The 25,398-nt window shown below is 69.2% G+C and carries 23 protein-coding genes; 9 read left to right on the top strand and 14 right to left on the bottom strand.

Annotated features, from left to right (window positions below; genetic code table 11):
• Positions 1-169: 169 nt before the first annotated feature.
• The gene (locus tag HPO96_RS00435; protein WP_171670018.1) at positions 170-4,150 is read left to right on the top strand and encodes an RICIN domain-containing protein; all 3,981 of its coding nucleotides are present in this window, start codon (positions 170-172) and stop codon (positions 4,148-4,150) included.
• Here the strand turns inward: HPO96_RS00435 and HPO96_RS00440 are convergent.
• A complete protein-coding gene (locus tag HPO96_RS00440) occupies positions 4,147-4,767 on the bottom strand; it encodes a CGNR zinc finger domain-containing protein (RefSeq protein WP_171670020.1) in 621 nt (206 codons plus the stop codon). The two genes, HPO96_RS00435 and HPO96_RS00440, sit on opposite strands and share 4 nt — an antisense overlap.
• A gap of 54 nt (positions 4,768-4,821) precedes the next feature.
• Between HPO96_RS00440 and HPO96_RS00445 the strand changes: the two genes are divergently transcribed.
• On the top strand, positions 4,822-5,187 hold the full coding sequence (locus tag HPO96_RS00445) for a nuclear transport factor 2 family protein (protein WP_171670022.1): 366 nt from the start codon (positions 4,822-4,824) through the stop codon (positions 5,185-5,187).
• A complete protein-coding gene (locus HPO96_RS00450; protein WP_171670023.1) occupies positions 5,187-5,591 on the top strand; it encodes an SRPBCC domain-containing protein in 405 nt (134 codons plus the stop codon). Before HPO96_RS00445 ends, HPO96_RS00450 begins: the two co-directional genes overlap by 1 nt.
• Here the strand turns inward: HPO96_RS00450 and trxA are convergent.
• The 6 genes from trxA to dxr form a co-directional block, all read right to left on the bottom strand.
• Positions 5,574-5,909: a thioredoxin gene (gene trxA, locus HPO96_RS00455; RefSeq protein WP_171670025.1), complete on the bottom strand. Its 336-nt coding sequence runs from the start codon at positions 5,907-5,909 to the stop codon at positions 5,574-5,576. The genes HPO96_RS00450 and trxA overlap by 18 nt on opposite strands.
• Positions 5,902-6,315 (bottom strand): MerR family transcriptional regulator, encoded by a 414-nt coding sequence (locus HPO96_RS00460; protein ID WP_337796449.1) that lies wholly within the window; start codon positions 6,313-6,315, stop codon positions 5,902-5,904. Before HPO96_RS00460 ends, trxA begins: the two co-directional genes overlap by 8 nt.
• A gap of 192 nt (positions 6,316-6,507) precedes the next feature.
• On the bottom strand, positions 6,508-7,068 hold the full coding sequence (locus HPO96_RS00465; protein ID WP_171670027.1) for a nucleosidase: 561 nt from the start codon (positions 7,066-7,068) through the stop codon (positions 6,508-6,510).
• Positions 7,065-8,216 carry a flavodoxin-dependent (E)-4-hydroxy-3-methylbut-2-enyl-diphosphate synthase gene (ispG, locus tag HPO96_RS00470; protein ID WP_202885438.1) on the bottom strand — a complete coding sequence of 384 codons (1,152 nt, stop codon included), beginning with the start codon at positions 8,214-8,216 and terminating at the stop codon, positions 7,065-7,067. Before ispG ends, HPO96_RS00465 begins: the two co-directional genes overlap by 4 nt.
• Positions 8,217-8,245: 29 nt before the next feature.
• The gene (locus HPO96_RS00475; protein WP_171670028.1) at positions 8,246-9,556 is read right to left on the bottom strand and encodes a M50 family metallopeptidase; all 1,311 of its coding nucleotides are present in this window, start codon (positions 9,554-9,556) and stop codon (positions 8,246-8,248) included.
• Positions 9,553-10,764, bottom strand: coding sequence for a 1-deoxy-D-xylulose-5-phosphate reductoisomerase (gene dxr, locus HPO96_RS00480; RefSeq protein WP_420371452.1), 1,212 nt, complete (start codon positions 10,762-10,764; stop codon positions 9,553-9,555). The genes HPO96_RS00475 and dxr overlap by 4 nt, the downstream gene beginning before the upstream one ends.
• 84 nt (positions 10,765-10,848) lie before the next feature.
• On the opposite strand from dxr, the gene HPO96_RS00485 reads away from it, so the two are divergent.
• The 3 genes from HPO96_RS00485 to HPO96_RS00495 all read left to right on the top strand — a co-directional run bounded on the left by HPO96_RS00485 (position 10,849) and on the right by HPO96_RS00495 (position 13,007).
• On the top strand, positions 10,849-11,427 hold the full coding sequence (locus tag HPO96_RS00485) for a DUF1707 SHOCT-like domain-containing protein (protein WP_171670031.1): 579 nt from the start codon (positions 10,849-10,851) through the stop codon (positions 11,425-11,427).
• A gap of 45 nt (positions 11,428-11,472) precedes the next feature.
• A complete protein-coding gene (locus tag HPO96_RS00490) occupies positions 11,473-12,636 on the top strand; it encodes an acyl-CoA dehydrogenase family protein (protein WP_171670033.1) in 1,164 nt (387 codons plus the stop codon).
• Positions 12,637-12,722: 86 nt separating this feature from the next.
• The gene (locus HPO96_RS00495; protein WP_184999623.1) at positions 12,723-13,007 is read left to right on the top strand and encodes a DUF6458 family protein; all 285 of its coding nucleotides are present in this window, start codon (positions 12,723-12,725) and stop codon (positions 13,005-13,007) included.
• 6 nt (positions 13,008-13,013) lie between these two features.
• On the opposite strand, the gene rny is transcribed toward HPO96_RS00495, so the two are convergent.
• The 4 genes from rny to HPO96_RS37785 all read right to left on the bottom strand — a co-directional run bounded on the left by rny (position 13,014) and on the right by HPO96_RS37785 (position 18,730).
• Positions 13,014-14,705 carry a ribonuclease Y gene (rny, locus tag HPO96_RS00500; RefSeq protein WP_171670035.1) on the bottom strand — a complete coding sequence of 564 codons (1,692 nt, stop codon included), beginning with the start codon at positions 14,703-14,705 and terminating at the stop codon, positions 13,014-13,016.
• Between the two features lie 367 nt (positions 14,706-15,072).
• Positions 15,073-15,552, bottom strand: coding sequence for a hypothetical protein (locus HPO96_RS00505; protein ID WP_171670036.1), 480 nt, complete (start codon positions 15,550-15,552; stop codon positions 15,073-15,075).
• Positions 15,553-15,624: 72 nt separating this feature from the next.
• Complete coding sequence (locus HPO96_RS37485) at positions 15,625-16,203, bottom strand: antitoxin (RefSeq protein WP_202885439.1); 579 nt, start codon at positions 16,201-16,203, stop codon at positions 15,625-15,627.
• Positions 16,204-16,354: 151 nt separating this feature from the next.
• The gene (locus tag HPO96_RS37785) at positions 16,355-18,730 is read right to left on the bottom strand and encodes an ATP-binding cassette domain-containing protein (protein ID WP_171670038.1); all 2,376 of its coding nucleotides are present in this window, start codon (positions 18,728-18,730) and stop codon (positions 16,355-16,357) included.
• A gap of 62 nt (positions 18,731-18,792) precedes the next feature.
• Between HPO96_RS37785 and HPO96_RS00520 the strand changes: the two genes are divergently transcribed.
• Positions 18,793-19,755 carry a helix-turn-helix transcriptional regulator gene (locus HPO96_RS00520; RefSeq protein WP_171670040.1) on the top strand — a complete coding sequence of 321 codons (963 nt, stop codon included), beginning with the start codon at positions 18,793-18,795 and terminating at the stop codon, positions 19,753-19,755.
• On the opposite strand, the gene HPO96_RS00525 is transcribed toward HPO96_RS00520, so the two are convergent.
• The 3 genes from HPO96_RS00525 to recA all read right to left on the bottom strand — a co-directional run bounded on the left by HPO96_RS00525 (position 19,710) and on the right by recA (position 23,743).
• Positions 19,710-20,123, bottom strand: coding sequence for a hypothetical protein (locus HPO96_RS00525; protein ID WP_171670041.1), 414 nt, complete (start codon positions 20,121-20,123; stop codon positions 19,710-19,712). The genes HPO96_RS00520 and HPO96_RS00525 overlap by 46 nt on opposite strands.
• A 352-nt stretch (positions 20,124-20,475) precedes the next feature.
• Positions 20,476-20,973, bottom strand: a complete 498-nt coding sequence (locus HPO96_RS00530) for a regulatory protein RecX (protein WP_337796450.1) — start codon at positions 20,971-20,973, stop codon at positions 20,476-20,478.
• A 1,693-nt stretch (positions 20,974-22,666) separates the two neighbouring features.
• Positions 22,667-23,743, bottom strand: coding sequence for a recombinase RecA (gene recA, locus HPO96_RS00535; RefSeq protein ID WP_171670043.1), 1,077 nt, complete (start codon positions 23,741-23,743; stop codon positions 22,667-22,669).
• 252 nt (positions 23,744-23,995) lie between these two features.
• Between recA and HPO96_RS00540 the strand changes: the two genes are divergently transcribed.
• On the top strand, positions 23,996-24,787 hold the full coding sequence (locus tag HPO96_RS00540; protein WP_171670044.1) for a hypothetical protein: 792 nt from the start codon (positions 23,996-23,998) through the stop codon (positions 24,785-24,787).
• A 43-nt stretch (positions 24,788-24,830) separates the two neighbouring features.
• Entirely contained in the window at positions 24,831-25,397 is a 567-nt protein-coding gene (locus HPO96_RS00545) for a GrpB family protein (RefSeq protein WP_171670046.1), read from the top strand.
• The last annotated feature ends 1 nt before the right edge of the window (position 25,398 follow it).

A 25,398-nucleotide genomic window follows, 5' to 3' on the forward strand; every position in this document is an offset into this window, starting at 1 on the left:
CGGGTCAACTCGAGACGATGCCCGGCGCCGGTTGCGAACGTAGGACATCGAGCTGGGCGCCGCCGTGCCCCGGCCGGCCTGTTTCCGTGGGGTCTTCACAGTGAGGTGATCGCAGATGCGATGGGGAGCTTTGACAGCGGGGGTCGCCGCTGCCGGATTGTTGTGGCCGATGGCAACGGTATCTGCCGTCGGAGCCGGAGCCGGACCCGAGGCGCCGGCCGCACTCGACACGGCGGCCGGAGATCTCTCACCGATGGGGACGGCGACGACGCGGGCCCGGGAGACCGGAAAGCGGGTTGAGGTCGAGGGGTTGCGGTCGGAGACGGGGTCGGTGTTTGCGAATCCGGATGGGACGAAGACGCTGGAGCAGCATGCGGTGCCGGTGCGGGTTCGGCGGGGGAAGGGGTGGGTGAAGCCGGATGCGACGTTGGTGAAGGGGGCTGACGGGAGTATTCGGCCGCGGGCGGCGGTGACGCCGGTTGTGTTGTCGGGGGGTGGGTCGGGGCATTTGCTGACGATCGGGAGGCGGGGGCAGCAGGTTGCGATGGGATGGCCGGGGCGGTTGCCGGCGCCGCGGTTGAGTGGGGACACGGCGACTTATCCGGAGGTGTTGCCGGGGGTCGATCTGCGGATCGTGGTGGGGATCACGGACTTCCAGCATCTGCTGGTGGTGAAGAACCGGGCGGCGGCGGGGAATCCGGCGTTGCGGACGCTGCGGTACCCGATCAGCAGCGACAGCCTCAAGCTTTCGGTGCGCAAGGACGGGACGACCGTTGCCCAGGGCAAGAAGGGTGAGACGGTGTTCACCGCTCCCCCGCCGACGATGTGGGACGCCGCGCGGAAGACGGCGCGGATCGGGATCAAGCTGGCTGGGACGACGATGGACCTGACGCCGGATCGCGGGCTGCTCGCCGATCCGGCAACGAAGTACCCGGTGCTGATCGACCCGTCGCTCAGCGGCGGGCTGGTCAACTGGCTGCACGTCAGCACGAAGATGTCCGGCAGCGACCACGGCTGGGCGTACGACCGTAACGACGAGGGCGCCAAGATGGGCGCGATCTACGGCGAGACCAACCACCGGTACCGCTCGATGTTCCTGCTGAACACCACGAACGGCGCGCAGACGATCGCGGGCAGCCAGATCATCAAGGCCACCTTCCGGATCACGATCAACAAGTCGCCGGACGGCGTCGCGCGCCCGGTCCAGCTGTGGTGGCTGAACCAGCTGAAGACCACGGACGTCGTCAACTGGGGCAACCAGGAGGGGTACTGGCGCCAGCACGTCGCCACCTCGACCGGTGAGGCCTATCCGTGGCACGAGGACAACCCGATCGAGTTCGGCAACGACACGCTGCGCACCATCGTCCAGGGCATCGCCGACCGGCGCGAGCCGCAGGTCGCCTTCGGGCTGCGGGCGGAGAACGAGTCCGACGGCTGGCAGTGGAAGAAGTTCCACCCGAACACCGCGGTCATCTCGATCGACTACAACACGCCGCCGCGGATGCCGAAGAACCTCAACTTCACCCGGCCGCGGCCCTGTGGCACGGCGCAGTCGCCGACGGCGATCGCGACCCTGCAGCCGCAGTTCGGGGCGATCGCGAACGACCCCGACGCCGGCGACAACGTGACGACCAAGCTGCAGATCCTGGACGCCGCGGGCACCGAGGTGTACGCCTCCGACGTCGGCCCGACGGTCAGCGGCGCGGCGTTCTCCTGGCCCGAGGTCCCGGTCGACAAGCTGATCGCCAACACGCCGTACCGGTACAAGGCCACGACGCGCGACGCGCATGCGAGCGGCCCGCCGACGCCGGAGTGCTGGTTCGTCGTGGACAAGATCAAGCCGGCGATGCCGATCGTCCAGTCGACCGACTTCCCCAACGGCGAGCCGGTGACGAAGCTCCGGACGGCGGGCAAGGTCACGTTCAAGATCGGCGCGGCGGCCGACACCGACGTGACCGAGTTCCTGTTCGGATACCAGCAGGACAAGATGACGATGCGGGTCAAGCGGGACGCGAGCGGTACCGCGACCATCCCGGTCACGATCGACATCCCCGAGGGGTCGCAGAGTCCGCCGTCCGCGATGTTGTTCGTGAAGGCCGTGGACCGCGCGGGGAACCTCAGCGACAAGTTCCGCCAGTGGAGTCTGCAGGCGCTCGAGGAGGAGGCGCCGGCCCGGACCCACGTCCGCAACGACGTGAACGGTGACGGCCGCGCGGACGTGACGTCGGTCGTCGACCACGGCTACGGCCGCACCGCGGTGTGGAACTTCGGCTCGGCCGGTAACAGCACCTTCTTCCCCGGGTACATCGGCTGGGACAGCCGGGAGGGCGGCGGCTTCAACCTCTACCGCACCCGGCCGGTCCAAGGTGATCTGGACGGCGACGGCAAGACCGATCTGGCGCTGTTCCGCGAGGGCGCCGGCCGGCAGATCTGGCTCTACAAGCTGAAGTCGGACGGCAACCGGTACGACGCGCCGCCGGCGCTGTGGACCAGTGGGCCGAACGGCTGGCCGCTGAGCACCGCGCGGATGATCGGCGGCGACGTCGACGGTGACGGCAAGGACGACATCGTCGTCCAGAACGCCGGAACCGACAGCTGGAGCTCGCTCGTCTACCGCGCCGCGAACAACTTCGCCACCCCGACGACTTGGGTGACGTCGGCCGCCGGCAACCCCTGGTCGGCCAGCGCGCCGTTGCTCGCCGACATCGACGGCGACAACAAGCTCGACCTGGTCAGCGTCCGGAACCTGAACGGCTGCCGGACGACGGTCGACCTGTACCGCTCGACGGGTAGCTCGTTCGCCGCGGCCCGGACGATCTTCGATTCCGGCGCCGGCGGCTTGTGCTGGGAGAAGGCGCGGCCCGCGGTCGCGGATGTGAACGGGGACGGGAAGGACGACATCGTCGCGTTGTACGAGTACGGCGTCACGGCCGGTCAGACCGATGCCGGGCTGACCGTGCTGCAGTCGAACGGGACGGCGCTGACGCAGAGCTCTTGGTGGCGCAAGACCGTCGACCTCGACCTGTCGAAGGCGACGCTGACCACCGGCGACTACGACCAGGACAAGCGGGACGACGTCGCGATCCTGTACGCCGGGGGCACGGCTCCGGTCGATCGGCAGGTGTTCAGCTTCCGGTCGAGCGGCACGGCGTTCGCGGACCGGGTGAAGGGCTGGGAGGGCGAGACCGGGGCGGTGACCGGGCCGAAGTTCGACATCGAGCACCGGGAGTACGAGCTGGTCAACCGTAACAGCGGGAAGTGCCTGAACGTGTGGAACGCCGATCCGAACAACCTCGCCAAGTACGTGCAGTACAAGTGCGAGACACAGGCGCTGAACGCCCGTTTCCACATCGACCAGGTCGGCGGGACGGAGCAGTACGCGATCAAGGCCGTCCACACCGCGACCGGCGAGAACGCGCTGCGCTGCGCCGACATCGGCGGCTGGAGCATGGAGGACGGCGGTGAACTGATCCAGTGGTCGTGCGGTAACGGGAACGGCGAGCCGACCGCCAACCAGCAGGTGACGCTGACGTACGTCGACGGCTCCAGTTACGACACCGTCGTCCAGCTGAAGGTCGCGCACAGCTCGAAGTGTCTGTCGATCATCGGCGGATCGCCGAACGACGGTGAGCAGGTCAAGCAGGAGACCTGTGGTCAGGCCGCGAACCAGCAGTGGATCCTGCGGCCGGCGTACAACGCGACGCAGCTCGGCGAGAACCTGACGGCCCGGTACCGGACGTGGGCAGCGACGAGTGCGACCGGGGCCCTCGACGTCGAGGACTGCCAGACCCAGGACGGCGCGAACGTCCGCATGTGGGACGACTTCCCGGACAGCCAGTGCCAGCAGTGGAAGCTGCAGAGTCTCGGCGACGACCTGTACCGGATCGTCGACGGGAAGACTTCGAAGGTGATCGACGTCGAGGGCTGCTCGAAGTTGCCCGCGGCATCTATCACGCTGTGGACGAGCAACGACACCGAGTGCCAGCTGTGGCGGATCGAGCCCAGCCCGGAGGGCAGCTACAGCATCATCCAGGCGGCCACCGGGTTGTCGATGGATGTTGCCGACTGCAAACGAACACCCCAGGCCGAGGTCATCACGTGGTTCTACCACGGCGGCCCCTGCCAGCGGTGGTTCTTCCGGAAACGCTAGGTGGTGTGGCGGGTGCGATAGTTGCCGACCTTGTGGCGATTACCGCACCGCTGCATCGAGCACCAGCGGCGATTACCGGGGCGCGAGGTGTCGTAGAACATCAGGGCGCAGTTGCCGCCTTCGCACATGCGCAGGCGGCTGACCTGGTCGGTGCCGATGATGGCGATCAGGTCGCGGGCGGCGGCGCCGAGGACCTGGTCGCCGGTGATCGGCGTCCGGCGGCGGAGGACGCCGTGGTCGTCGAGCTCGGGTGCGGGGGTGGCGGCGACGGCGCTGTTGATGAGCGCGCGGTCGGCGGCGGTGAGCGGGCCCGGGGTGACGCCGGGCACCTCACCGCCGGTCAGCGGTGGGACCACCCGCCAGAGGATGGAGCGGAACTCCTTGAGGCGCTCCAGCTCGGCTTCGGTGAGGCGGACGTCGGCGGGGGTCAGCGGGAAGTCGGCGGCCAGATACGAGTCGGCGAGCCAGGCGGCGGCGTCCGTGGTGGTACGCAGGGTTTCGTAGCGATCCCAGGGCGGAGGGCCGCCGCTGAGGATCAGCTCGAGGGCGAAGCTGCCGGGATCGAAGGTGTGGGAGACGCCGTCGGTTCCGGTCAGACGTCTTGCTCCTGGCTTCATGTAACCACTATATTCGGTGTCACACCGGTATAACCAGTTACAGGAGGGATCGGCATGTCGGTCGCGGAGACGCTGCTCGAGCTCGAGGACCAGCTCTGGAAGGCGAACCGGGAGGGGGACGGCGCGTTCTACGCGCAGTGGCTGCGGGACGACGCGCTCGCGGTCAGCAAGTGGGGCATCATCGACAAAGCGGCCGCCGTCCCGGGGATCCAGGCGAACCAGAACCCGTATCTGACCACCGATCGCAGCGGCGAGCAGGTGATCGTCGTCGACGAGCACACCGCCGTCGTCACGTACCGGGTCGACGTGGTGGCGCTGGTGGACGGGTCGGAGCGGCAGCTGCCGTCGTACGCGAGCACGGTGTGGAACGACAGCTCCGGTGAGTGGCGCGTCGTCTTCCACCAGCAGTCGGCGCTCTGATGCCGACCGGGCTGACGAAGGACGTCGGGTGGAACATCGGCGTCTCGAAGACCGTGCCGTACACGGCCGATGAGGTGTGGGCGTTCGTGATGAGCCCGGCCGGGGTGGCGGTCTGGCTCGGCGAAGGGGCTGAGCTGACGGACGGCGCGACGTACGAGACCGTCGACGGCACTGTCGGCGAGGTGCGCAGTCTGCATGCGCACGGGCGAGTGCGGTTGACCTGGCAGCCGGCGGACTGGTCGCACGAGACGACCGTGCAGGTGACGGTGACGGGCTCCGGTTCGAAGGCCGTGTTGCGGTTTCACCAGGAGCGGCTGGCGGACGCGGCGGAGCGCGAACGCCAGCGTGCACACTGGGCGGCCGTGATGACGGCGGTGGTTGCGCGGCTAGACGGCGGCGAGTAGCGCGTCGTCCAGCTCCTTCAGGAGCTTGGCCTTGGGCCTGGCGCCGACGACGGCCCAGATCGGGCGGCCGTGCTGGAAGAGCATCAGCGTGGGCATTGCCTGGACGCGGTAGGCCGCGGTGATCGCGGGGTTCTCGTCGGCGTTGAGTTTGAGGACGGTCAGGCGGTCGTTGCGTTCGGCATTGATCTGCTCGAGGATCGGGACGATCTGATGGCAGGGCGGGCACCACTGAGCCCAGAAGTCGACCAGGACGGGCTTTCCGGCCCGCAGTACCAGCTCGTCGAACGTCGTCTCGTCGACAACCTGCAGCTCACTCATTCGTCCTCCAGCTCTCGGCATCGGTCAGGAGGCCGGTCAGCCGCTCGCGTAGCGCGGTCAGCTCGTCGATCCGCTGCTCCACCTCCGCGATCCGGATCCGGTACGCCGTCAGCGACGCCGGGCACACATCAGCCCGATCGTTGCCGGCCCGCAGGCACTCGATGAACGGATACGTCTGCTCCGCGGTCAGCCCAAGGCTCAACAGCGCCTTCACCTCGCGCACGATCACCACATCCTCGGCGTCGTACACCCGATACCCGTTGGCCGCCCGCCGCGGCTTCAGCAGCCCCTGGCCCTCGTAGTACCGAACCGCCTTCACCGTCACCCCGGCCGCCGCCGCCAGATCCCGATCCGCATCCCGCCTCCTCTCCCCGACGCTAAACCCTCCCCCCAGGGTCAAGGTCAAGCTTCGTACCCGGGATCGAGATGCGCGGGCAGCCCACACCGCACACACCGGTTGCGCTCGTCGTACTCATGGCTCCAGCCCTGCCAGGGGATGTCCCCGCAGCCCCGGCACCGCCGAACCTCCCGGCAGCCCTCATCAGGAGTCCACTCAGCCTCCTTCCGATGGAAGCCGAGTCGGCACAACAACGGTTGGTCATCCACCTGACGAGGCGACGAACTCGGTGACCCACTCGCCCAGGATCTTGGCGCTGCGGTCGACCAGGGCCGGCCAGTCGCGGGCGCTGTCGTCGGCGTCGTCCGAAACGTGCTTCACGACCCGGACCGGTACGCCGAACTCGCGGCACGCGTACACCACGCCGTACGCCTCCATGTCGACCAGCTGCGCCCGCTCCGCCAGCCGAGCCCGGACGACGGGATCGGTGACGAACACATCGCCGGACGCGAGCACACTGCCGTCACCACCCTCGACCGCCAGCTCCTCCTGCGGATCCAGCCCGATGCCACGGATCGCCTCCGCGTTCACATCGTGGTTGATGACCGTGCTGGGCAGGTACAACCCCGACACCCCGTCCCGCAGCGCCCCCGTCGTACCAACGTTCAGCACCACCAGATCCGACGTATCCCGCTCCCCCAACAGCCGCGCCACCGCCACCGCCGCAGCCGTCTTCCCCACGCCGGTAATCACCACCGGCAAACCCTCCGGCACATACCGCGCCTCACCGCGGACGGCGCTGACGACGACGTACTGCGTCATCCGACGGTGACCGTGGGTTCGCCGGTGGCGGTGGTTTCGCCCATTTCTTCGGCGATGCGCAGGGCTTCTTCGATGAGGGTTTCGACGATTTGGGACTCGGGGACGGTTTTGATGACTTCGCCCTTGACGAAGATCTGGCCTTTGCCGTTGCCGGAGGCGACGCCGAGGTCGGCTTCGCGGGCTTCGCCGGGGCCGTTGACGACGCAGCCCATGACGGCGACGCGGAGGGGGACCTCCATCCCTTCGAGGCCGGCGGTGACCTGTTCGGCGAGGGTGTAGACGTCGACCTGGGCGCGGCCGCAGGAGGGGCAGGAGACGATCTCGAGTTTGCGCTCACGCAGGTTCAGCGACTGCAGGATCTGCAGGCCGACCTTGACCTCCTCGACCGGCGGGGCGGACAGCGAGACGCGGATGGTGTCGCCGATGCCCTTGGACAGCAGGGCGCCGAAGGCCGTGGCCGACTTGATCGTGCCCTGGAAGGCGGGGCCGGCCTCGGTGACGCCCAGGTGCAGCGGCCAGTCGCCGCGCTCGGCGAGCAGCTCGTAGGCGCGGACCATGACGACCGGGTCGTTGTGCTTGACCGAGATCTTGAAGTCGTGGAAACCGTGCTCCTCGAACAGCGACGCCTCCCAGACGGCCGACTCGACGAGCGCCTCGGGGGTGGCCTTGCCGTACTTCTTCAGCAGCCGCGGGTCCAGCGAGCCGGCGTTGACGCCGATCCGGATCGAGGTGCCGTGGTCCTTGGCGGCGGCCGCGATCTCCTTGACCTGGTCGTCGAACTTGCGGATGTTGCCCGGGTTCACCCGGACCGCCGCGCACCCGGCCTCGATCGCCGCGAACACGTACTTGGGCTGGAAGTGGATATCCGCGATCACCGGGATCTGCGAGTGCTGCGCGATCTCCGGCAGCGCGTCGGCGTCGTCCTGGGACGGGCAGGCGACCCGGACGATGTCGCAGCCGGCCGCAGTCAGCTCCGCGATCTGCTGCAGCGTGGTGTTCACGTCCGAGGTCAGCGTGGTCGTCATCGACTGCACCGAGACCGGCGCGTCGCCGCCGACCAGCACCTTGCCCACCTTGATCTGGCGGGTCTTACGGCGCGGGGCCAGAACGGGAGGCGGCAGCGCGGGCATGCCCAGGTTGATGCTCATGATTCCTTACTCACTGAGGTGGTGGGTGATCAGCCGTTGAAGAGCCGGATCGGGTTCACGATGTCGGCGATGACGAGCAGCACGCCCATCACCACGATGACGCTGGCCATCACGTACGCGATCGGCAGCAGCTTGGCGACGTCGACGTACCCGGGGTCGGGCCGGCCGAACAGCTTCGCGACACCGCGCCGGATCCCCTCCCAGATCGCGCCGACCATGTGGCCGCCGTCCAGCGGCAGCAGCGGGATGAAGTTGAACAGGGCCAGGAACAGGTTCAGCGAGGCGAGCAGCGAGACCAGGAACGCGATCCGCTCGCCGCCGGTCAGCGACTGGTTGGCGGCGATCTCGCCGGCCACCCGGCTGGCGCCGACGACGCTCATCGGGCCGTTCTCGTCGCGCTCGCCGCCGACGATGGATTTCGCGACGCCGACCAGCTTCTCCGGGAAGTTGCCGATCGCCTGCACGGTGGCGACGGTCAGCTCACCCATCTTGTCGACCACGAACCCCGGGCCCTGCCGCTCGACCTTCATCTCCGGGGAGACCCCGAGGAAGCCGACCGAGACGACCTTGTCCGAGCCCGCCTTCTCGCGGACCTGGTTCAGGATGGTGTTCGTCCGCAGCGTCTGCTGCTGACCGTTGCGCTCGACGACGATCGTCGCGGCCTGGTCGGTGTTGGCGCGGATCAGCGGGGTCAGGTCGTCCCAGCTGGAGATCGCCGTGCCGTTGAAGGACAGGATCTTGTCGCCGACCTGGAACCCGGCGGTCTTGGCCGGGGAGACCTTGTCGGCATCGGTGCACTTCCGGTCCGCCGTCGCCTGGGAGGCGGGGATCACGCAGTCGGTGACGGTGGACACCGTGGTCTGCGCGACGCTCGCGCCGTACAGCATGAACAGGCCGCCGAACAGGACGAACGCGATGACGACGTTCACCAGCGGGCCGGAGGCCATCACGATGAGCTTCTGCCACCAGGGCTTCTGGTAGAACAGCCGGCCGTTGTCGGCCGGGTCGATCGTCTCGTACTCCGCGGAGCGGGCGTTCTCCACCATCGACTGGATCGGGCCGGTGTTCGCCTTGCGGACCTTGTTCGGGTCCTGGCCCTTGGCGGGCGGCAGCATCCCGATGATCCGGACGAACCCACCGGCCGGGATCGCCTTGATGCCGTACTCGGTCTCGCCACGCTTGACCGACCAGAGCGTCCGCCCGAAGCCGACGAAGAACTGGGTGACCTTCATCCCGAAGGCCTTCGCGGGCACCATGTGGCCGACCTCATGCAACCCGACCGAGACCAGGATGCCGATCACGAACAGCACGATGCCGATGAAGGTGAGCAATGCGGTCATGCGTTCGTGGTCTCCTGTACTCCGGTGATCTCGCGGGCCCGCTCCCGGGCCCAGGCGTCCGCGGCCAGGACGTCGGTCACGGACAGCTCCTCGTACGAGGGTACGTCGTGATCGGTCAGCACCCGGGCCACTGTGTCGACGATCGCCAGGAAGGGCAGCCGGCCGTCCCGGAAAGCCTGCACGCAGACCTCGTTGGCCGCGTTGAACACAGCAGGCGCCGTTCCGCCCCGGTTCCCCGCCTCGCGGGCCAGGCCGACCGCGGGGAAGGCCTCGTCGTCGAGCGGCAGGAACTGCCAGCTGCTCGCGGCGGCCCAGTCCCACGGCGGGGACGCGTCCGGTATCCGGTCGGGCCAGCCGAGGCCGAGCGCGATCGGGAGTGTCATCGTCGGCGGCGAGACCTGCGCGATCGTCGAACCGTCGTGGAACTCGACCATCGAGTGCACGGCCTGCTGCGGGTGGACGACGACGTCCACGCGGTCCATCGGGACGCCGAACAGCAGATGCGCCTCGATCAGCTCCAGCCCCTTGTTGACCAGCGTGGCCGAGTTGATCGTGACGACCGGGCCCATCGCGAAGTTCGGATGCGCGAGCGCCTGCTCGACCGTGACGTCGGCCAGCTCACTGCGCTTGCGGCCCAGGAACGGCCCACCGCTCGCCGTCAGCAGCAGCCGGCGCACCTCGTCCGGCGAGCCGCCCCGCAGGCACTGCGCGATCGCACTGTGCTCGGAGTCGACCGGAACGATCTGACCGGGCTTCACGCGCCGTGTCACCACCGGGCCGCCGATGACCAGCGACTCTTTGTTGGCGAGGGCAAGCGTGTTCCCGGCGTCCAGCGCGGCCAGCGTCGGGTGCAGGCCGACGGAACCGGTGATGCCGTTCAGTACGACGTCGCACGGCAGCGCGGCGAGCTCGCTGGACGCATCCGGACCGGTGACGATCTTGGGGATCCGGAAGTCGCCCTGCGCGTAGCCCTGTTTCTGCGCCTCGGCGTAGAAGGCCAGCTGCAGATCCTGCGCGACGGTGGCTTTCGCCACCCCGACCACCTCGACGCCGAACTCCAGCGCCTGCTGCGCCAGCAACCCGACGTTGTCGCCGCCGGCCGACAGCGCCAGCACCCGGAACCGCTCCCGATTGCGGCCGATCAGCTCGAGGGCCTGGGTGCCGATCGAGCCGGTCGAGCCGAGGATGACGACGGTACGCGGATTCACGTCGGTCATTGTCCCAGGTCGCGACCGATGGTGACGACCCCGGTGTATTGCGTTGGCGACACGCGCCCGGCGTACCGTTGGCTCATGAGTCTGGAGCAGCCGCCGCCCGGCCAACGGGCCTCGGACAAGGACCGTGAGCAGGCAGCCACGCTGCTGCAAGAGGCGCACACCGACGGGCGACTCGACTTCCAGGAGCTGGACGAGCGGCTCACCCAGGTCTACGCGGCGAAAACCCAGCTGGAGCTGCGGACCGCGACAGCCGATCTCGTACCGGTCCGCAGCCGGACGGCGCCAGCGGAGGTGTCGATCCGGGCGACGCACAGCTCGCAGAAACGTGAGGGCGCGTGGCAGGTGCCCGAGCGGGTGTCGGCCGAGCTGACGCACTCCTCGGCCCGGCTCGACTTCACCGACGCCGTCGTCCACTCACCAGAGGTGACGGTGAGCGCGGCTCTGACGCACAGCTCGATCACCATGATCGTTCCGGTCGGCTGGTCGGTGTCACTGGACGAGGTCGAGCTGCACGGCGGGTCGGCCAACAACCGGACCGTCGGCGCCACGACGAACGGCGTCCACCTCATTGTTCAGGGGACGGCGAAGTACAGCTCCGTGACCGTGCGGCACCCGCGGAAGCGGCACTGGTGGTGGCCGTTCTACCGGAAGTGACGAAAACCTCGTTCGCACTGGTCTGGTAACCGTTAGCGTGTGGCCATGACCGCTTCCCTGGACCTCGTCGACGTCGATTCGCTGCTCACCGCGGAGGAGGTCGACGTCCGGGCGGCCGCACGGCGGTTCGCGGACGAGCGGCTGCGGCCCGCACTGCCGGAGTGGTTCGAGAGCGGCAGTATCCCGGCGCGTGAGCTGGCCAAGGAGCTGGGCTCGCTGGGCTTCCTCGGCATGCACCTGACCGGCTACGGCTGCGCCGGGCTCGGCCCAGTGGCGTACGGGCTGGCCTGTCTGGAGATCGAAGCGGCCGACTCCGGGATGCGGTCGCTCGTGTCGGTGCAGGGGTCGCTGGCGATGTACGCGATCTGGAAGTACGGCAGTGCCGCCCAGAAGGAGGAGTGGCTGCCGCGGATGTCGGCCGGCGAGGCCATCGGCTGCTTCGGGCTGACCGAGCCCGACTTCGGCTCCAACCCCGGCGGTATGCGGACCAACGCACGCCGCGACGGCGACGACTGGGTTCTGAACGGCTCGAAGATGTGGATCACCAACGGCTCGGTGGCCGACGTCGCCGTGGTTTGGGCGCGCACCGACGAAGGCGTCCGCGGCTTCGTCGTACCGGCTGGGACGCCTGGCTTCTCGGCGCCGGAGATCAAGCAGAAGATGTCGCTGCGCGCCTCCGTCACGTCGGAGCTTGTGCTGGACGACGTACGGCTGCCGGCGTCCGCCGTACTACCCGAGGCGCAGGGGCTTTCGGGGCCGCTGGGGTGTCTGAACGAGGCCCGCTTCGGCATCGTCTTCGGCGCGATGGGCGCGGCCCGCGACTGCCTCGAAACCGCCATCGCGTACGCCGGTGAGCGGACGGTCTTCGACAAGCCGCTGTCGGGCTACCAGCTCACCCAGGGCAAGATCGCCGACATGGCCGTCGAGCTGAACAAGGGCATCCTGCTCGCCGTCCACCTCGGCCGGCTCAAGGAGAAGGGCGCCCTGCGGCCCGAGCAGGTCAGCGTCGGGAAGCTGAACAACACCCGCGAGGCGATCGCGATCGCCCGGGAGTGCCGGACGATCCTGGCCGCCAACGGCATCAGTGGCGAGTACCCGATCATGCGGCACGCCAACAACCTCGAATCCGTCCTCACCTACGAAGGCACCTCCGAGATCCACCAGCTCGTGATCGGCCAGGCGCTGACCGGCCAGAACGCCTTCCGCTGATCGCATACCGGTGTGGCGGGTTGGGTACTGGGAGTGAAATCCACTACTCCACGTCACGGGGCCGGGGCGTTCGGAAGGAGCTGGCGATGCGGATCGGAGCTGGGATCGCGCTGATGACGGCGGGCGCCATCATCGCGTTCGCCGTACGGGACACCTCGGAGCGGCTGAACCTGCCGGCGCTGGGGATCATCATCATGCTCGCCGGGGCGGCGGGGATCTGGCTGTCGTACCGGCTGGCCAATCCGCGGCGGCGGGAGGAGACGACCGTGCTGAAACCCGAGGTCGAGCGGCAGTACAGCGTGGCGCCGCACGAGAAGGTGGCCGAGAAGCCGATCGACGTCACGCCGACGCATCTGCGCGAAGACGTCTGATCCTGCCTACTTGGCGACCTCGGTGGCCCGGGACTCGCGGACGACGGTGACCCGGATCTGGCCCGGGTAAGTGAGCTCCTCCTCGACCTGTTTGGCGATGTCGCGCGCCATCACCTGGGCGGCGATGTCGTCGACGGCGTCCGGCAGGACCATCACGCGGATCTCCCGCCCGGCCTGCATCGCGAACACCTTCTCGACGCCGTCGTGGTGCATCGCGATCTCCTCCAGCCGCTCGAGCCGCTGGACGTAGGCCTCCAGGGACTCGCGGCGCGCGCCGGGGCGACCGCCGCTGACGGCGTCCGCGGCCTGGGTCAGCACGGCCTCGACCGTGCGCACCTCGACCTCGTTGTGGTGCGCCTCGATACAGTGCACGACGTCGTCGCTCTCACCCCACTTGCGGGCCAGCTCGGCGCCGACGATCGCATGGCTGCCCTCGGACTCGTGCGTGAGCGCCTTGCCGACGTCGTGCAGGAAGGCGCCACGCTTGCAGAGCTTCGGATCCAGCCCCAGCTCGGCGGCCATCATCCCGGCGATGTGCGCGGACTCGATCAGGTGCTTCAGCACGTTCTGCCCGTACGACGTCCGATAGCGCAGCAGACCCATCGTGCGGATCAGCTCCGGGTGCAGGTCGGTGATGCCGACCTCGGCCATCGCGTCCTCGGCGGCGCGCTCGCAGAGCTCGGCGACCTCGCCCTTGCTGCGCTCGTAGATCTCCTCGATCCGGCTCGGGTGGATCCGCCCGTCCAGCACCAGCGAGTCGAGCGTGAGCCGCGCGGTCTCCCGGCGGACCGGGTCGAAACAGGACAGCAGCACGGCCTCGGGGGTGTCGTCGATGATCAGGTTCACGCCGGTGGTCTGCTCGAAGGACCGGATGTTGCGGCCCTCGCGGCCGATGATCCGGCCCTTCATGTCGTCGCTGGGCAGATGCACCACCGAGACGACGGACTCGCTCGTCTGCTCGGACGCGAGCCGCTGGACCGCGCCGGTGATGATCTTGCGCGCCTTCGTCTCGCCCTCGTCGTGCGCCTGCCGCTCGATCTCGCGGACGATCGAATGCGCGTGCCGCTTCGCCTCGGTCTCGATCGCGGCGACCACCTCGGCCTTGGCCTGCTCGGCGGTCAGATTCGCGACGCCTTCGAGGATGCGCCGGCGCTCCTCCTCGAGATCCTTGATCTCGGCCTTGCGCTGGTCCAGCTCGGCCAGCTGCGCGGTCAGCTCGGTCTGCCGCTCCTCCAGCACCCGGTGCTGCTCGTCGAGCCGCTCCTCGCGCTCGGTCAGCCGGTGGTCGCGGCGCTCCATCTCCAGCCGCTGCTCGCGCAGGTCGTCGCGAATCGACTGCGTCTCCGCCTCGGCCTCGCGCCGGAGGTCGGACGCGCGCTGCTCGGCGTCCCGCCGGACCTCGGACGCACGGTCCTCGGCGGCGCGCCGGATCTCTTCGGCCCGCTGCTCCGACGTCTCGGCCCGCACCCGCAGGACGGCGGCCTCCTCCTCGGCCTGCCGTTTGATCAGCTCGGCCTGCGACTTCGCCCCGGAGGTGATCGTCGCGGCTTCGAGCCGCGCGTTCGCCGCGGCGGCCGTGTTGTCGGCGGCCTTGCGGCGGGAGAGGGTGAAACCGATCCAGGCCAGGAGCGCCGCGATCAGCAGTCCGATCAGGGTCAGCCCGGCGGAGACCGCCGTCGGCAGAGCCGCGAGTGGCATCGGCCTCTCCCCTCGTCGAGTCCCGCACCGGGCGGAACTGTGGCAGTCGGTCGAAGGGAATCACCGGGTACGGCGAAATCGGCAGCCCGGCATCGGGGGCGTCGCCGCCAACTGGCCTGCCGCAGTGCGGCCACATCATCCGGAACCGTTGGGGCCGCCGGAGCGCCGTCGAACCGACAGCGTCGCAACTCGCCGTCGCAGTCTTTCAGCTTGCTATAACCGCCACCGTCAGGTGGAGTAATCCCTTCGTATTCCCCACGCTAGGCGCGCCCCACCACCCGGTCAAGACGGACACTCACGCACGCCCTGACCACATCCGCGACCCCGTCGCACCAACGAACCAGCACCCGTACTGGTCCCCCGTTTCTCACCCGGCGACGAAGTCCCGAACCACCCCGACAATCGTCACCACGAGCGCACTCACAGCGATCAGAACACCCCATCGCTCGTACTTCGACTCGGCGGCGGCCGTCCGCTGATCCGCGGTGACCTTCGGCGGCGGCTCCACGCGCGCCATGGCCGGCCCGGCGAAATCCTCCCGCGGCCACATCAGGTCGGGAAGGCCCACGAACCCGCGCCCGCGCACGAACCGGGGGACGCCGTGCTTCAAGCCGTCGTGATAGAGGCAGGTGCCGACGAAACCCCGCACGATCCACCCGCAGGGCTGGTGTTTGGCCGTCTCGACCCGGCATCGCACCCGGCAGAAGAAGAGGATGTAGACCAGCCAGAGGCCACACAGCACCAGCACGGTGCGCCAGTTGTGGGTGTACGCCGCAACCGCGGCGCACCCCACCAGAACCCAGCCCCAGGAACGAAACCGCGCCGACCGCCGTCTCGTTCTCCCCATGGCATCCTCCCGAGGATGACATGGTAGATATGGCCGACTACTCTCCGCTACTGCTGGCGGCGGGTCCCGCTGCTACTCGCGGGGGCCTGGGAGGCCGCCGGTGCTCTGGGTGGCGCCGTCGCCGGTCGGAGCATCCGTCTCCGGCGCGAGGCTCTCGTCCAGGCTGCCGGCGCCTGTGCTCTCGCCTGCGCCCGCCGTGTCGTCCGCCCCTGCGCTCTCCTCCGCGCCCGCGTCGTCCGCGCCCGCGGTCTGGCCGGCGTCGTCCACAGCGGTGTCGTCGGTGCCGGACACCGTGCTTCCGGTCTCGGCGCCGGCCGCGTCGGAACCGGCGGAGCTGTCGGGGGACGGCTCGGGGACCTCACCGCCGACGGTGGTGGCGCCGTCGTCGTGGGAGCGATTACCCGGCCCCTCCGGGACATCCTCGGAACGGTTCCCCGGGCCCTCCGGCACATCCGCGGGCGCGCCACCGGACTGGGAGTCGACGTATTTGCCGACCTTTTCCTGCACCGAGTCGACTTTCTCCGCGTACTTCCCGCCGGTCTGCTGATCGATCAGATCGCCGGCTTTCTGCACGCCGGCCTTGATCTTGTCCGGGTTCTGCTTGACGACGTTCCGGAGCCAGTTCTTCGCCTGTTCCTGGAAATCGTTCATTGCACCCTCCGCGGTGTCAGGGGCGGATCGACGGAAAATCACAGCCTACGAGTCCGGCCAAACACCGGTCCCACTTCGGATAACACACCGTCGTCCCGCACCCGTCAACGCCACTCGCCGCCGACACCGCCACGGATTCCGCGACACCCCGTCACCGGGCGTGATCGCGCACCCCATCGAGCGCCCGGCTGGTCGGCGTCCCCCAGCCGCGATACGCCTCCGGCCGGCCCTCGTAGAGCACCGTCCCGCCGTGCCGCCCGGGCCCCGGCCCGAGGTCGATCAGCCAGTCGGCCCGCCGGATCACCTCCAGGTTGTGCTCGACCACGAGCACCGCGTGCCCGCGCTCGACCAGCCGATCCAGGACGCCGAGCAGCGTCGCGATGTCGTCCAGGTGCAGCCCCGTCGTCGGCTCGTCCAGCACGTACGCCGTCCCCGGCTCGGCGACCCGCAGCTCTTTCGCGATCTTCACCCGCTGGCACTCACCACCCGACAACGTGTTCAGCGACTGCCCGAGCCGCAAATACCCGAGCCCGACCGCCGCCAACTGCTGTAAACCGCGCGCGATCGCCGCGTCCGGTAACTCCGCGATGGCCTGCTCGATCGTCAACCGGTCGACATCCGCGATCGAATACCCACCGACGGTGTACTCGAGCACGGCACTCGTGAACCGCCGCCCGGCGCACTCCGGGCAAACCACCTCCTGCCCTTCCAGGAACGCCAGATCCGTATACACCACACCCAGCCCACGGCACTCCGGACACGCGCCCGCGGAATTCGCACTGAACAACGCCGGCGAAACATTGTTGCGCTGGGCAAACAGTTTGCGAATCGCCGCTGCAATCCCCGTATACGTCACCGGCGTCGACCGCCGCCCACCCCCGACACCCGCCTGATCCACCACCACCGCGCCATGCTGCGCCACGAACTCCGCCGCCAAACTCGACTTCCCCGACCCGGCCACCCCCGTCAACACCGTCATCCCGGACGAAGGCACCCCCACCGTCACCCCGCGCAAGTTGTTCCTCGATGCCCCCCGAACCACCAACTCCCCACCTCCCCGCCCGCCCAACTCCGCGCCGGCCACCACCACCCCGCGCGCCGCACGCCCCAGCCGCTCCCCCGCCGCCCTCTCCGAGCCAGCCGTCTCATCCCCACCAGCCTCGAGCGGTTTCGTGCCCCGCTTGCCGTTCTGTGGTTCTCCAGCCACCTCCCGCCGGAGTGCGCGGCCTGTGGGCGTGTCCGCCTGCAGCAGTTCGTCGTACGTGCCCTGGAACACGACCCGCCCGCCGCCGTCGCCAGCTCCCGGCCCGACCTCGACGATCTGGTCGGCGCGCCGCATCACCGCCGGATCGTGTTCGACGACCAGCACGCTGTTCCCGCTGTCGCGCAACTGCTCGAGCAGCGCGATCATCGAATCGACGTCGGTCGGATGCAGCCCGACGGTCGGCTCGTCGACGACGTACGTCAGCTCGGTCAGACTCGAGCCGAGATGCTTGACCGTCTTGATCCGCTGCGACTCCCCACCCGACAACGTCGTAGTCGCCCGCGCGAGCGCCAGATAGCCGAGCCCGATCGTCACCATCGCCTCCAGCCGCCCGACCAGCGCCGACACCACCGGCGCGACAGCCGGCTCGTCGATCGCCCGCACGTATTCGAGCAGCTCGGTGATCTCCAGCTGCGCCAGCGCACCGATCGTCCGCCCGCGCACCGTCGCGGTCCGCGCATCCGCAGCCAGCCGCTCTCCGGCGCACTCCGCGCACACGGCCGACCGGGTGAACCTCCGAATCGTCTCCTGCTTGCGCTCCGACAGGTTGTCCGCGGTGTGCAGGTACACCCGCTCGAATCGCTCGACCACGCCCTCGTAGTCCTTCGGCAGCTTCCGGCCGAGCCTCGCCGCCGCGTGGCCGCCGTACAACAGCGCCTCCCGTTCGCCCGGCGTCCAGTCGCGCAGCGGCGTGTCCGCATCGAACGAGCCGATGTCGGCGTACTGCGCATGCCAGTACTTGCCCGGGCCGAACCCAGGCAGCCGGATCGCCCCGTCCGCCAACGACTTGTCGAGGTCCAGGAATCGCTCGACGGCGCTCACGACGACCTCGCCGAGCCCCGAACACACCGGGCACATCCCACTCGGATCGTTGAACGAGAAGCGGTTCGACTCCCCGACATACGGCTCGCTGAGCCGCGAGAACAGCAGCCGCAGGTAGGTCCAGCTGTCGGTGGTCGTGCCGACCGTCGACCGTGCGTTGCCGCCGATCCGCCGCTGGTCGACGACGATCACCGGCGTCAGCCCGTCGATGTGCTCGACCTCCGGACGTTTCCACTTCGGCAACCGGTTCCGCGCGAACGGCGGGTAGGTCTCGTTCAGCTGATACCCGGCCTCGGCCGCGATCGTGTCGAAGACCAGCGACGACTTCCCCGACCCCGATCGCCCGACGAAGACCACCAGCTGATTGCGCGGTACGTCGAGGTCGATCGCGGCAAGGTTGTTCGTCCGGGCCTGGCGCAAGGTGATGACTCGATCGCTCATACTGGCGACGCTACGGTGAGATGTGGCCGGATTCTGACCGCAATCTGCGCGATCATGGGCTCATGGCCGATGTGACCGCGCGGATGCTGGCGCTGCTGTCGACACTGCAGACCGGGCGCGAGTTCAGCGGTGACGAGCTCGTGCAGCGGCTCGGCGTCAGCCCGCGAACGCTGCGCCGCGACGTCGACCGGCTGCGCAGCTACGGCTACCCGGTCCAGACCCAGCCCGGCCCCGGCGGCTACTACCGGCTCGCAGCCGGCCGCACGATGCCCCCACTCGTGCTGGACGACGACGAAGCGGTCGCGACCCTGCTGGCGCTGGCTTCGCTCGGCTCGGTCGGTTCGGCGTCCGAAGGCGGTCTCGACGCTGCGGCAACCCGCGCGTACGGGAAGGTCGACCAGTTCCTGCCGCTGCGGCTGCGCGAGCGGGCGGTGTCAGTCCGGGCCAGTGTCGAGACCAGCCATCAGGCGGCTCCCAGCGTCCCGGCCGAGCAGCTGGGCGAGCTCGCCGACGCGATCGGGAAGCAGCAGACGATCTCGTTCGACTACCTCAATGCGCGAGGTGAGCAAGCGATCCGTCGTGTCGAGCCGCACCGGCAGATCCACCATCTGCTGCGGTGGTACCTGTTGGCGTGGGATCTCGACCGTGCCGACTGGCGAGTGTTTCGCGTCGATCGGCTGCGCGACCTGCGCCGCAGTACGACGCGCTTCACCGCTCGGCCACTGCCGGCCGAATCAGCAACGGCCTATCTCCGCCAAGGCCTTCAGAAAGCGAAGCACACCGTCCGCGTGACCATCGATGCGCCCGCCGAGACCGTCATCGATGCCTTCAAATACCAGGACGCCGACATCCGGCCCCTGGACCCGCAGCACACCGAGCTGACTCTCGCCCTCGACAGCTGGCACTGGCTGCTCCTGCCACTCGCCTCCCTGGAAGCCGACTTCCATCTCACCCAGGCCCCACCCGAATTCCTCGCCGCCTACCGAACCTTCGGCGACCGCTTCCGGGCCGCAATCACCTCCTGAGCAACCGCCTCCGGCGCGAACACCAACCACCCATCAAGCAGCGCCTCCCGCAACACCTCCTCGGACACCCGCTCCAACTCGATCAGCACCGCGGCATACCCGTCGAAATGCGAGATCGTGAAGAACCCGTCGTCCGCCCGCGCCGCCAGCACGGCCTCCTTCTCCCCCAGATCCTCCACCTTCACCGCCAGAATCGCCCCCGCCGGCGGCACCTCACTCCCGAACCGCTTCAAATCTGCCTTACTGAACGGCCGTTCCCACGCATACGCCTTGTCCCGCACCGTCCAAGTCCGATGCCCATGCCGCCTGATCTCCCCCGTCCCCGGCAACTCCCCCACCAACCGCGCCACATCCTCCACCGTCACCATCCCCTCACGCTCCCCCCACACCCCCCACCCGTCAACCGCCACCACCCACACCCTGCGACCGCCCAACCAGCCCCACTCGGCGCCGCCCCGCCCCCAACCTCCACCACCGGCGACGGCCCACCCCCATCCCAGCAGCCACCCCACACCCACCAACCACTCCAGATCCGCTACCGCGCAGCCAGCTCGTCACCCTCAACGCAGAACCCCCCACCCGCCTCCACCCCGGGAAGCAGTCACCACCCCCAGCACGCCGCATGGCACCCGGCTCAGGCGCGGAGCCAGTCATCAGCTCGGGGCTGCACCGACGGCTGGGTTGACGCTCAGGGTCAGCTACCGGAGGACAGCCGGGAGGTCAGTAGTCGGGTTCGAGGCCTGAGGGGTCCAGGAGTGGTAGCTCTTCGTGGGAGGCGTCGAGCTCCTGTTTCACGATGCTCATCGCCATCCCGCCCGGATATCCCTTGCGGGCAAGCATTCCCAGCAGGCGGCGCATCGCGACCTCACGCTCCAGCGAGCGCATCGACCGCAGCTTCTTCCGCACCAGCAGCCGCGCGGTCTCCTCCTCCTGCTCCGGTTCCAGCTCCTCCAACGCGTCCCGAGTCAGCTCGTCGTCAACTCCGCGCCGCCGCAACTCCTGCGCCAGCGCCCGCTTCCCCAACCCACGCCCGCGATGACGCGACTCCACCCACGCCGTCGCGAACGCCGCATCGTTGATCAGCCCGACCTCGGTGAACCGATCCAGCACCTCGTCCGCAATCTCGTCCGGAATCTCCCGCTCCGCCAGCACATCCGCCAGCTCCGCCCGAGTCCGCGGCTGCCCCGACAGCTTGTCCAGCAAGATCGTCCGAGCCACCGACGCCGGATCCCCCACCACCTCCGCCGGCAGCTCCTCCCCCTCCCGCCGCCGCTTCCCAATCCCCCGCCGCGGCGCCGCCGCCCGCCGCCGCCGTCCAGCCGCACCCGCAGCAGGCGCGGACGACGCCTCTCCAGCATGCGAAGACGCAGACTCGTACCTGGCTTCGGGCTCGGCGACAGGGGGTGCTGAACGAATGGGCTCAGGAAGCGCGCCCGCCGTACGTCCAGTTCCCGAAGTCAGGTCGGCAACCGTCGACGGCGACGCCGGAGCGGCCGACTCGGGCTCGACCTCTTGCCTAGGCTCGGAGCCGGTCTCGGACGTAGGTGTAGCTGCCCGCGCGGGCTCGGGAAGCCGCACCTTCGCTGCACTTCCAGGCGCAAGCGGCGGCGCGGATGTGGGCGGACGGACCGACGTGGGCGCATCCGAAGGCGAAGTGGCACCGGCCGGTGGGAGGGTCCGCGATTTCGACGGTCTGGTTGGTGTTGTGGGCGAGGGTGTCGGAGTGCGTGATTCCGCAGGCGGACTGGAGCGAGTGGACGCGGGGCTCGTGTCGGGCTTGAGGCCCGGTGAGGTCTCAGCTTCAGCGTCACCCCAGGGGTCGAACGGCCTCGACCTGGCTGCGACCTCTGTCGACTCACCAGCAGTCTGCTCGGTGTCCGCAAAGGCTTTTGCCTCGGCCCAGTAGTCGGCCGCCACGCTCCGCCGGATCCCCGAGCTCCGGCGCCGCCCGTTCTCCGGATCATCCGCAGCGAAGCCGTCGTCCAACTCCCCCCAAGGATCAGCCGGGGCCGGGGCTCCACGACGTCTCGACGGACGCGTCGACCTGGTGCTCTCACCAGCTCGGCCAGAGCTCCGCCCCCGCACGGATGCCTCAGGATGAGAAGGCTCCTCCGCCCACACGTCTGTCGCACGCCGACCCCCGCCAGCCCGATCACCCACGGACGCCGCCCCAGCCTCCTCAGCCGACCCCGCCGACACGACAGACCGACGCAAACCGGTTGCCGTCGACTCCTGCTCAGACGACTCCGGCGACACAGGCGCACCCGACCACACGTCCGCCGTACGCCGACGCCCCGTGGGCCGATCACCTGCAGACGTTCCCTCGGCCTCTTCAGCCGACTCCATCGGCACAGGCCGACCCAAAGCAGTCGCTCTCGACTCCTGCCCGGACGGCCCATCCGACCACACGTCCGCCGTACGCCGACGCCCGCTGGGCCGGTCGCCTGCAGACGCCGCCCCGGTCTGTTCAGGTGGCTCCGCTGGAGACGAACGGCGCGAGGCAGTCGTGCCCGGCTCCGGCGCAGACGAACGGCTTGAGCCGGGCGCGCTTGGCTCCGGTTCAGGCGGGCGGCGAGAGGCTGTCGCGCTTGGCTCCGGTGCGTGTGAGTGGCGCGAGGTGGTCGCGCTTGGCTCTGAGTCGGCGGGTGGGTTCGGACGCGGGCGCGCGGTACGACGGCGTTTGCCGGAGCGGCCGTTGTCAGCCTCTGGCTGGGGGTCTCCGGGTGACTCCGCGGAGTTGGTGGGGCGGCTCGGAGGAGGTGCGTTCCGGGGAGCACCGGGAGCTGGGGTGGGGCCCTGGGCCAGGAGGCGGCGGGCGTAGGCGAGGCGCTCGTCGTGGGGCAGAGACAGCGCCGCGGGGGCAGGTTCCCCGGTGGGCCGGGGAACGCTGCCACCCGCGGGTGGTCGCTGATCAGAAGTCGACATCGACCTCGGCCGTGGCCTTGGGGTCGGCCGGGGCGTCGAGGGTCGGGCCGATGCCCATCTTCTCCTTGATCTTCTTCTCCAGCTCGTTGGCCAGATCGGGGTTGTCGCGGAGGAAGTTCCGCGCGTTCTCCCGGCCCTGGCCGAGCTGGTCGCTCTCGTAGGTGAACCAGGCGCCGGCTTTGCGGACGAAGCCCTGGTCGACGCCGAGGTCGAGCAGGCTGCCCTCGCGGCTGATGCCCTGGCCGTAGATGATGTCGAACTCGGCCTGCTTGAACGGCGGGGCCACCTTGTTCTTCACGACCTTGACGCGGGTCCGGTTACCGACGACGTCGGAACCGTCCTTCAGCGACTCGATCCGGCGGACGTCGAGCCGGACCGACGCGTAGAACTTCAGCGCCTTACCACCGGTCGTCGTCTCCGGGGAGCCGAACATGACGCCGATCTTCTCGCGCAGCTGGTTGATGAAGATCGCGGTCGTGTTCGTCCCGCTGACCGCACCGGTCATCTTGCGCAGCGCCTGGCTCATCAGCCGGGCCTGCAGACCGACGTGGCTGTCACCCATCTCGCCCTCGATCTCGGCGCGCGGCACCAGCGCGGCCACCGAGTCGATGACGACGATGTCGATCGCGCCGGAGCGGACCAGCATGTCGGCGATCTCGAGCGCCTGCTCACCGGAGTCCGGCTGGGAGACCAGCAGGGCGTCGGTGTCGACGCCCAGTTTGCGCGCGTACTCGGGGTCGAGGGCGTGCTCGGCGTCGATGAAGGCCGCGATCCCGCCGGCGCGCTGGGCGTTGGCCACCGCGTGCAGGGCGACCGTCGTCTTACCGGAGGACTCCGGGCCGTAGATCTCCACGACGCGACCGCGCGGGAGACCGCCGATCCCGAGCGCGATGTCGAGCGCGATCGAACCGGTCGGGATGACCTCGATCGGCGGCCGGTTCTGCTCACCCAGACGCATCACCGAGCCCTTGCCGCACGCGCGCTCGATCTGCGTCAGCGCGGTCGCGAGCGCCTTCTCGCGATCCGCTTCCTTGCGCTCCGCGCTCGCTGTTGCACCAGCCATCAGACTGCCACCTGACCCATCTCGTTATCGGGGCTGACCAGCCGGCCGCCCGGAGGATTTCCGTGTCGCCAGAGAAGATATTCGGCGCCACGGACAGTTTTCGCCGCCACTGAGAATCTGTGGACAACCTGGCTGCCCGCCGCCCTTCCCGGGTGCACAAACTATCCCGAACACGTGTTCGAATCACAAACTGACACGCCGAAGCTCGCCCGGGCAACCTGCCTGGACCACCGGCTCCTTACTCTTGCGGGCGTGACAGACCGTCCCGACGTCCCCGATTCCGCCGTCGTCCTCGCGCTCAGCCGGGTCGAGTTCGGCATCGACTCCGTGCTGGACGCCCTGCGGACGCAGGACCCGTTCGGCATCCGCAGCACGCTCACCGGCTACTCCGCGCAGGAGCAGCCCAATCTGGCCGAGAAGGGCCTGATCCTGGCCATCGACCGGCTGCTGAAGATGAAGGTCCCCGGGCACGCCGAGTGGCCAACGCTCCCGCTGGCCGAGCGCTGCGACTGGTGGGTCGAGCGGATCGGCGGCTTCGCGGCCGTCGTCGCCGGCCTGCCCAGGATCAGCGGCGCCGCCGCCGACCGGCTGCCGATCAAGGACACCCTCGGCGCGGCGGTCCAGGCGATGGTGATCGGCGCGGTCTGCCGCGAGTACGGCGTCGACGCGCACGCCGACCGGACGGCGATCATCGCCCGGGTGCTCACCGACCGGCCGATCACGCCGGACGACGTCCTCGAGTACGACGACCCGACCGCGGCCGGCCAGGAGGTCGCCAAGCAGCTCGGGTTCGGCGACGAGTCCGGGGACGCGGGGCTGCGGAAAGCGGTCAAGCTGGTCTGGCGGATCAGCAAGCTGCTCGGCGGGCTCGGCGAGGTGTTCGAGGACCGGCCACGCGGCAGTCTGGGCGCCCGGTTCATCGGCAAGTTCCCCGGCGTCGGCGTCGTCGGCGGGTTCTTCGACGAACGCAAGGGCATCCGGAAGGCGGCGTACGAGGCGGCCGACCTGCTCACGACGAGCGCGTTCCGGGTCAAACCGGTCTGAGTTCCACCTGGGCCGCGGGCAGGCGGGCTGACATGATCGGCGGATGAACGCGATCGCCATCGTGCGGCCGGACGAGACCTGGCCCGCGCAGTTCGACAAGACCGCGCGCGTGGTCCGGGGCGCACTCGGCGACGTCGCGCAACGGGTCGATCACATCGGCTCGACGTCGGTGCCCGGTCTGGCGGCCAAGGACATCCTCGACCTGCAGGTGACCGTCGCCTCCGAGCCGGACCTGGACGTCGCCGTCGAGCGGATGACCGCCATCGACTGGGACTTCCGGACGGCGGCGCAACGCGACCACCCGGTGCCGGGTCTGCCCGCGGACGAGCGCGAATGGGTGAAGCGGCTCGTCGTCGAGCCCATGTACCGCCGACGGGTCAATCTGCATATCCGCGTCGCCGGCCGGGCCAACCAGCGTTATGCGCTGCTCTTCCGCGACTACCTGCGCAGCCACCCGGACACTGCGCAGGCATACGGCGAGTTCAAACGACGGGCGGCGATGCTGCCGTTCGACTCGGTCGGCGACTACGCCGACCTGAAGGATCCGGTCTGCGACCTCATCTACCTACCGGCCGAGGAATGGGCCGCGCGGACGAACTGGACGATCTGAC

Origin of the sequence: Kribbella sandramycini (assembly GCF_013131805.1) — a bacterium.
Taxonomy (GTDB): domain Bacteria; phylum Actinomycetota; class Actinomycetes; order Propionibacteriales; family Kribbellaceae; genus Kribbella; species Kribbella sandramycini.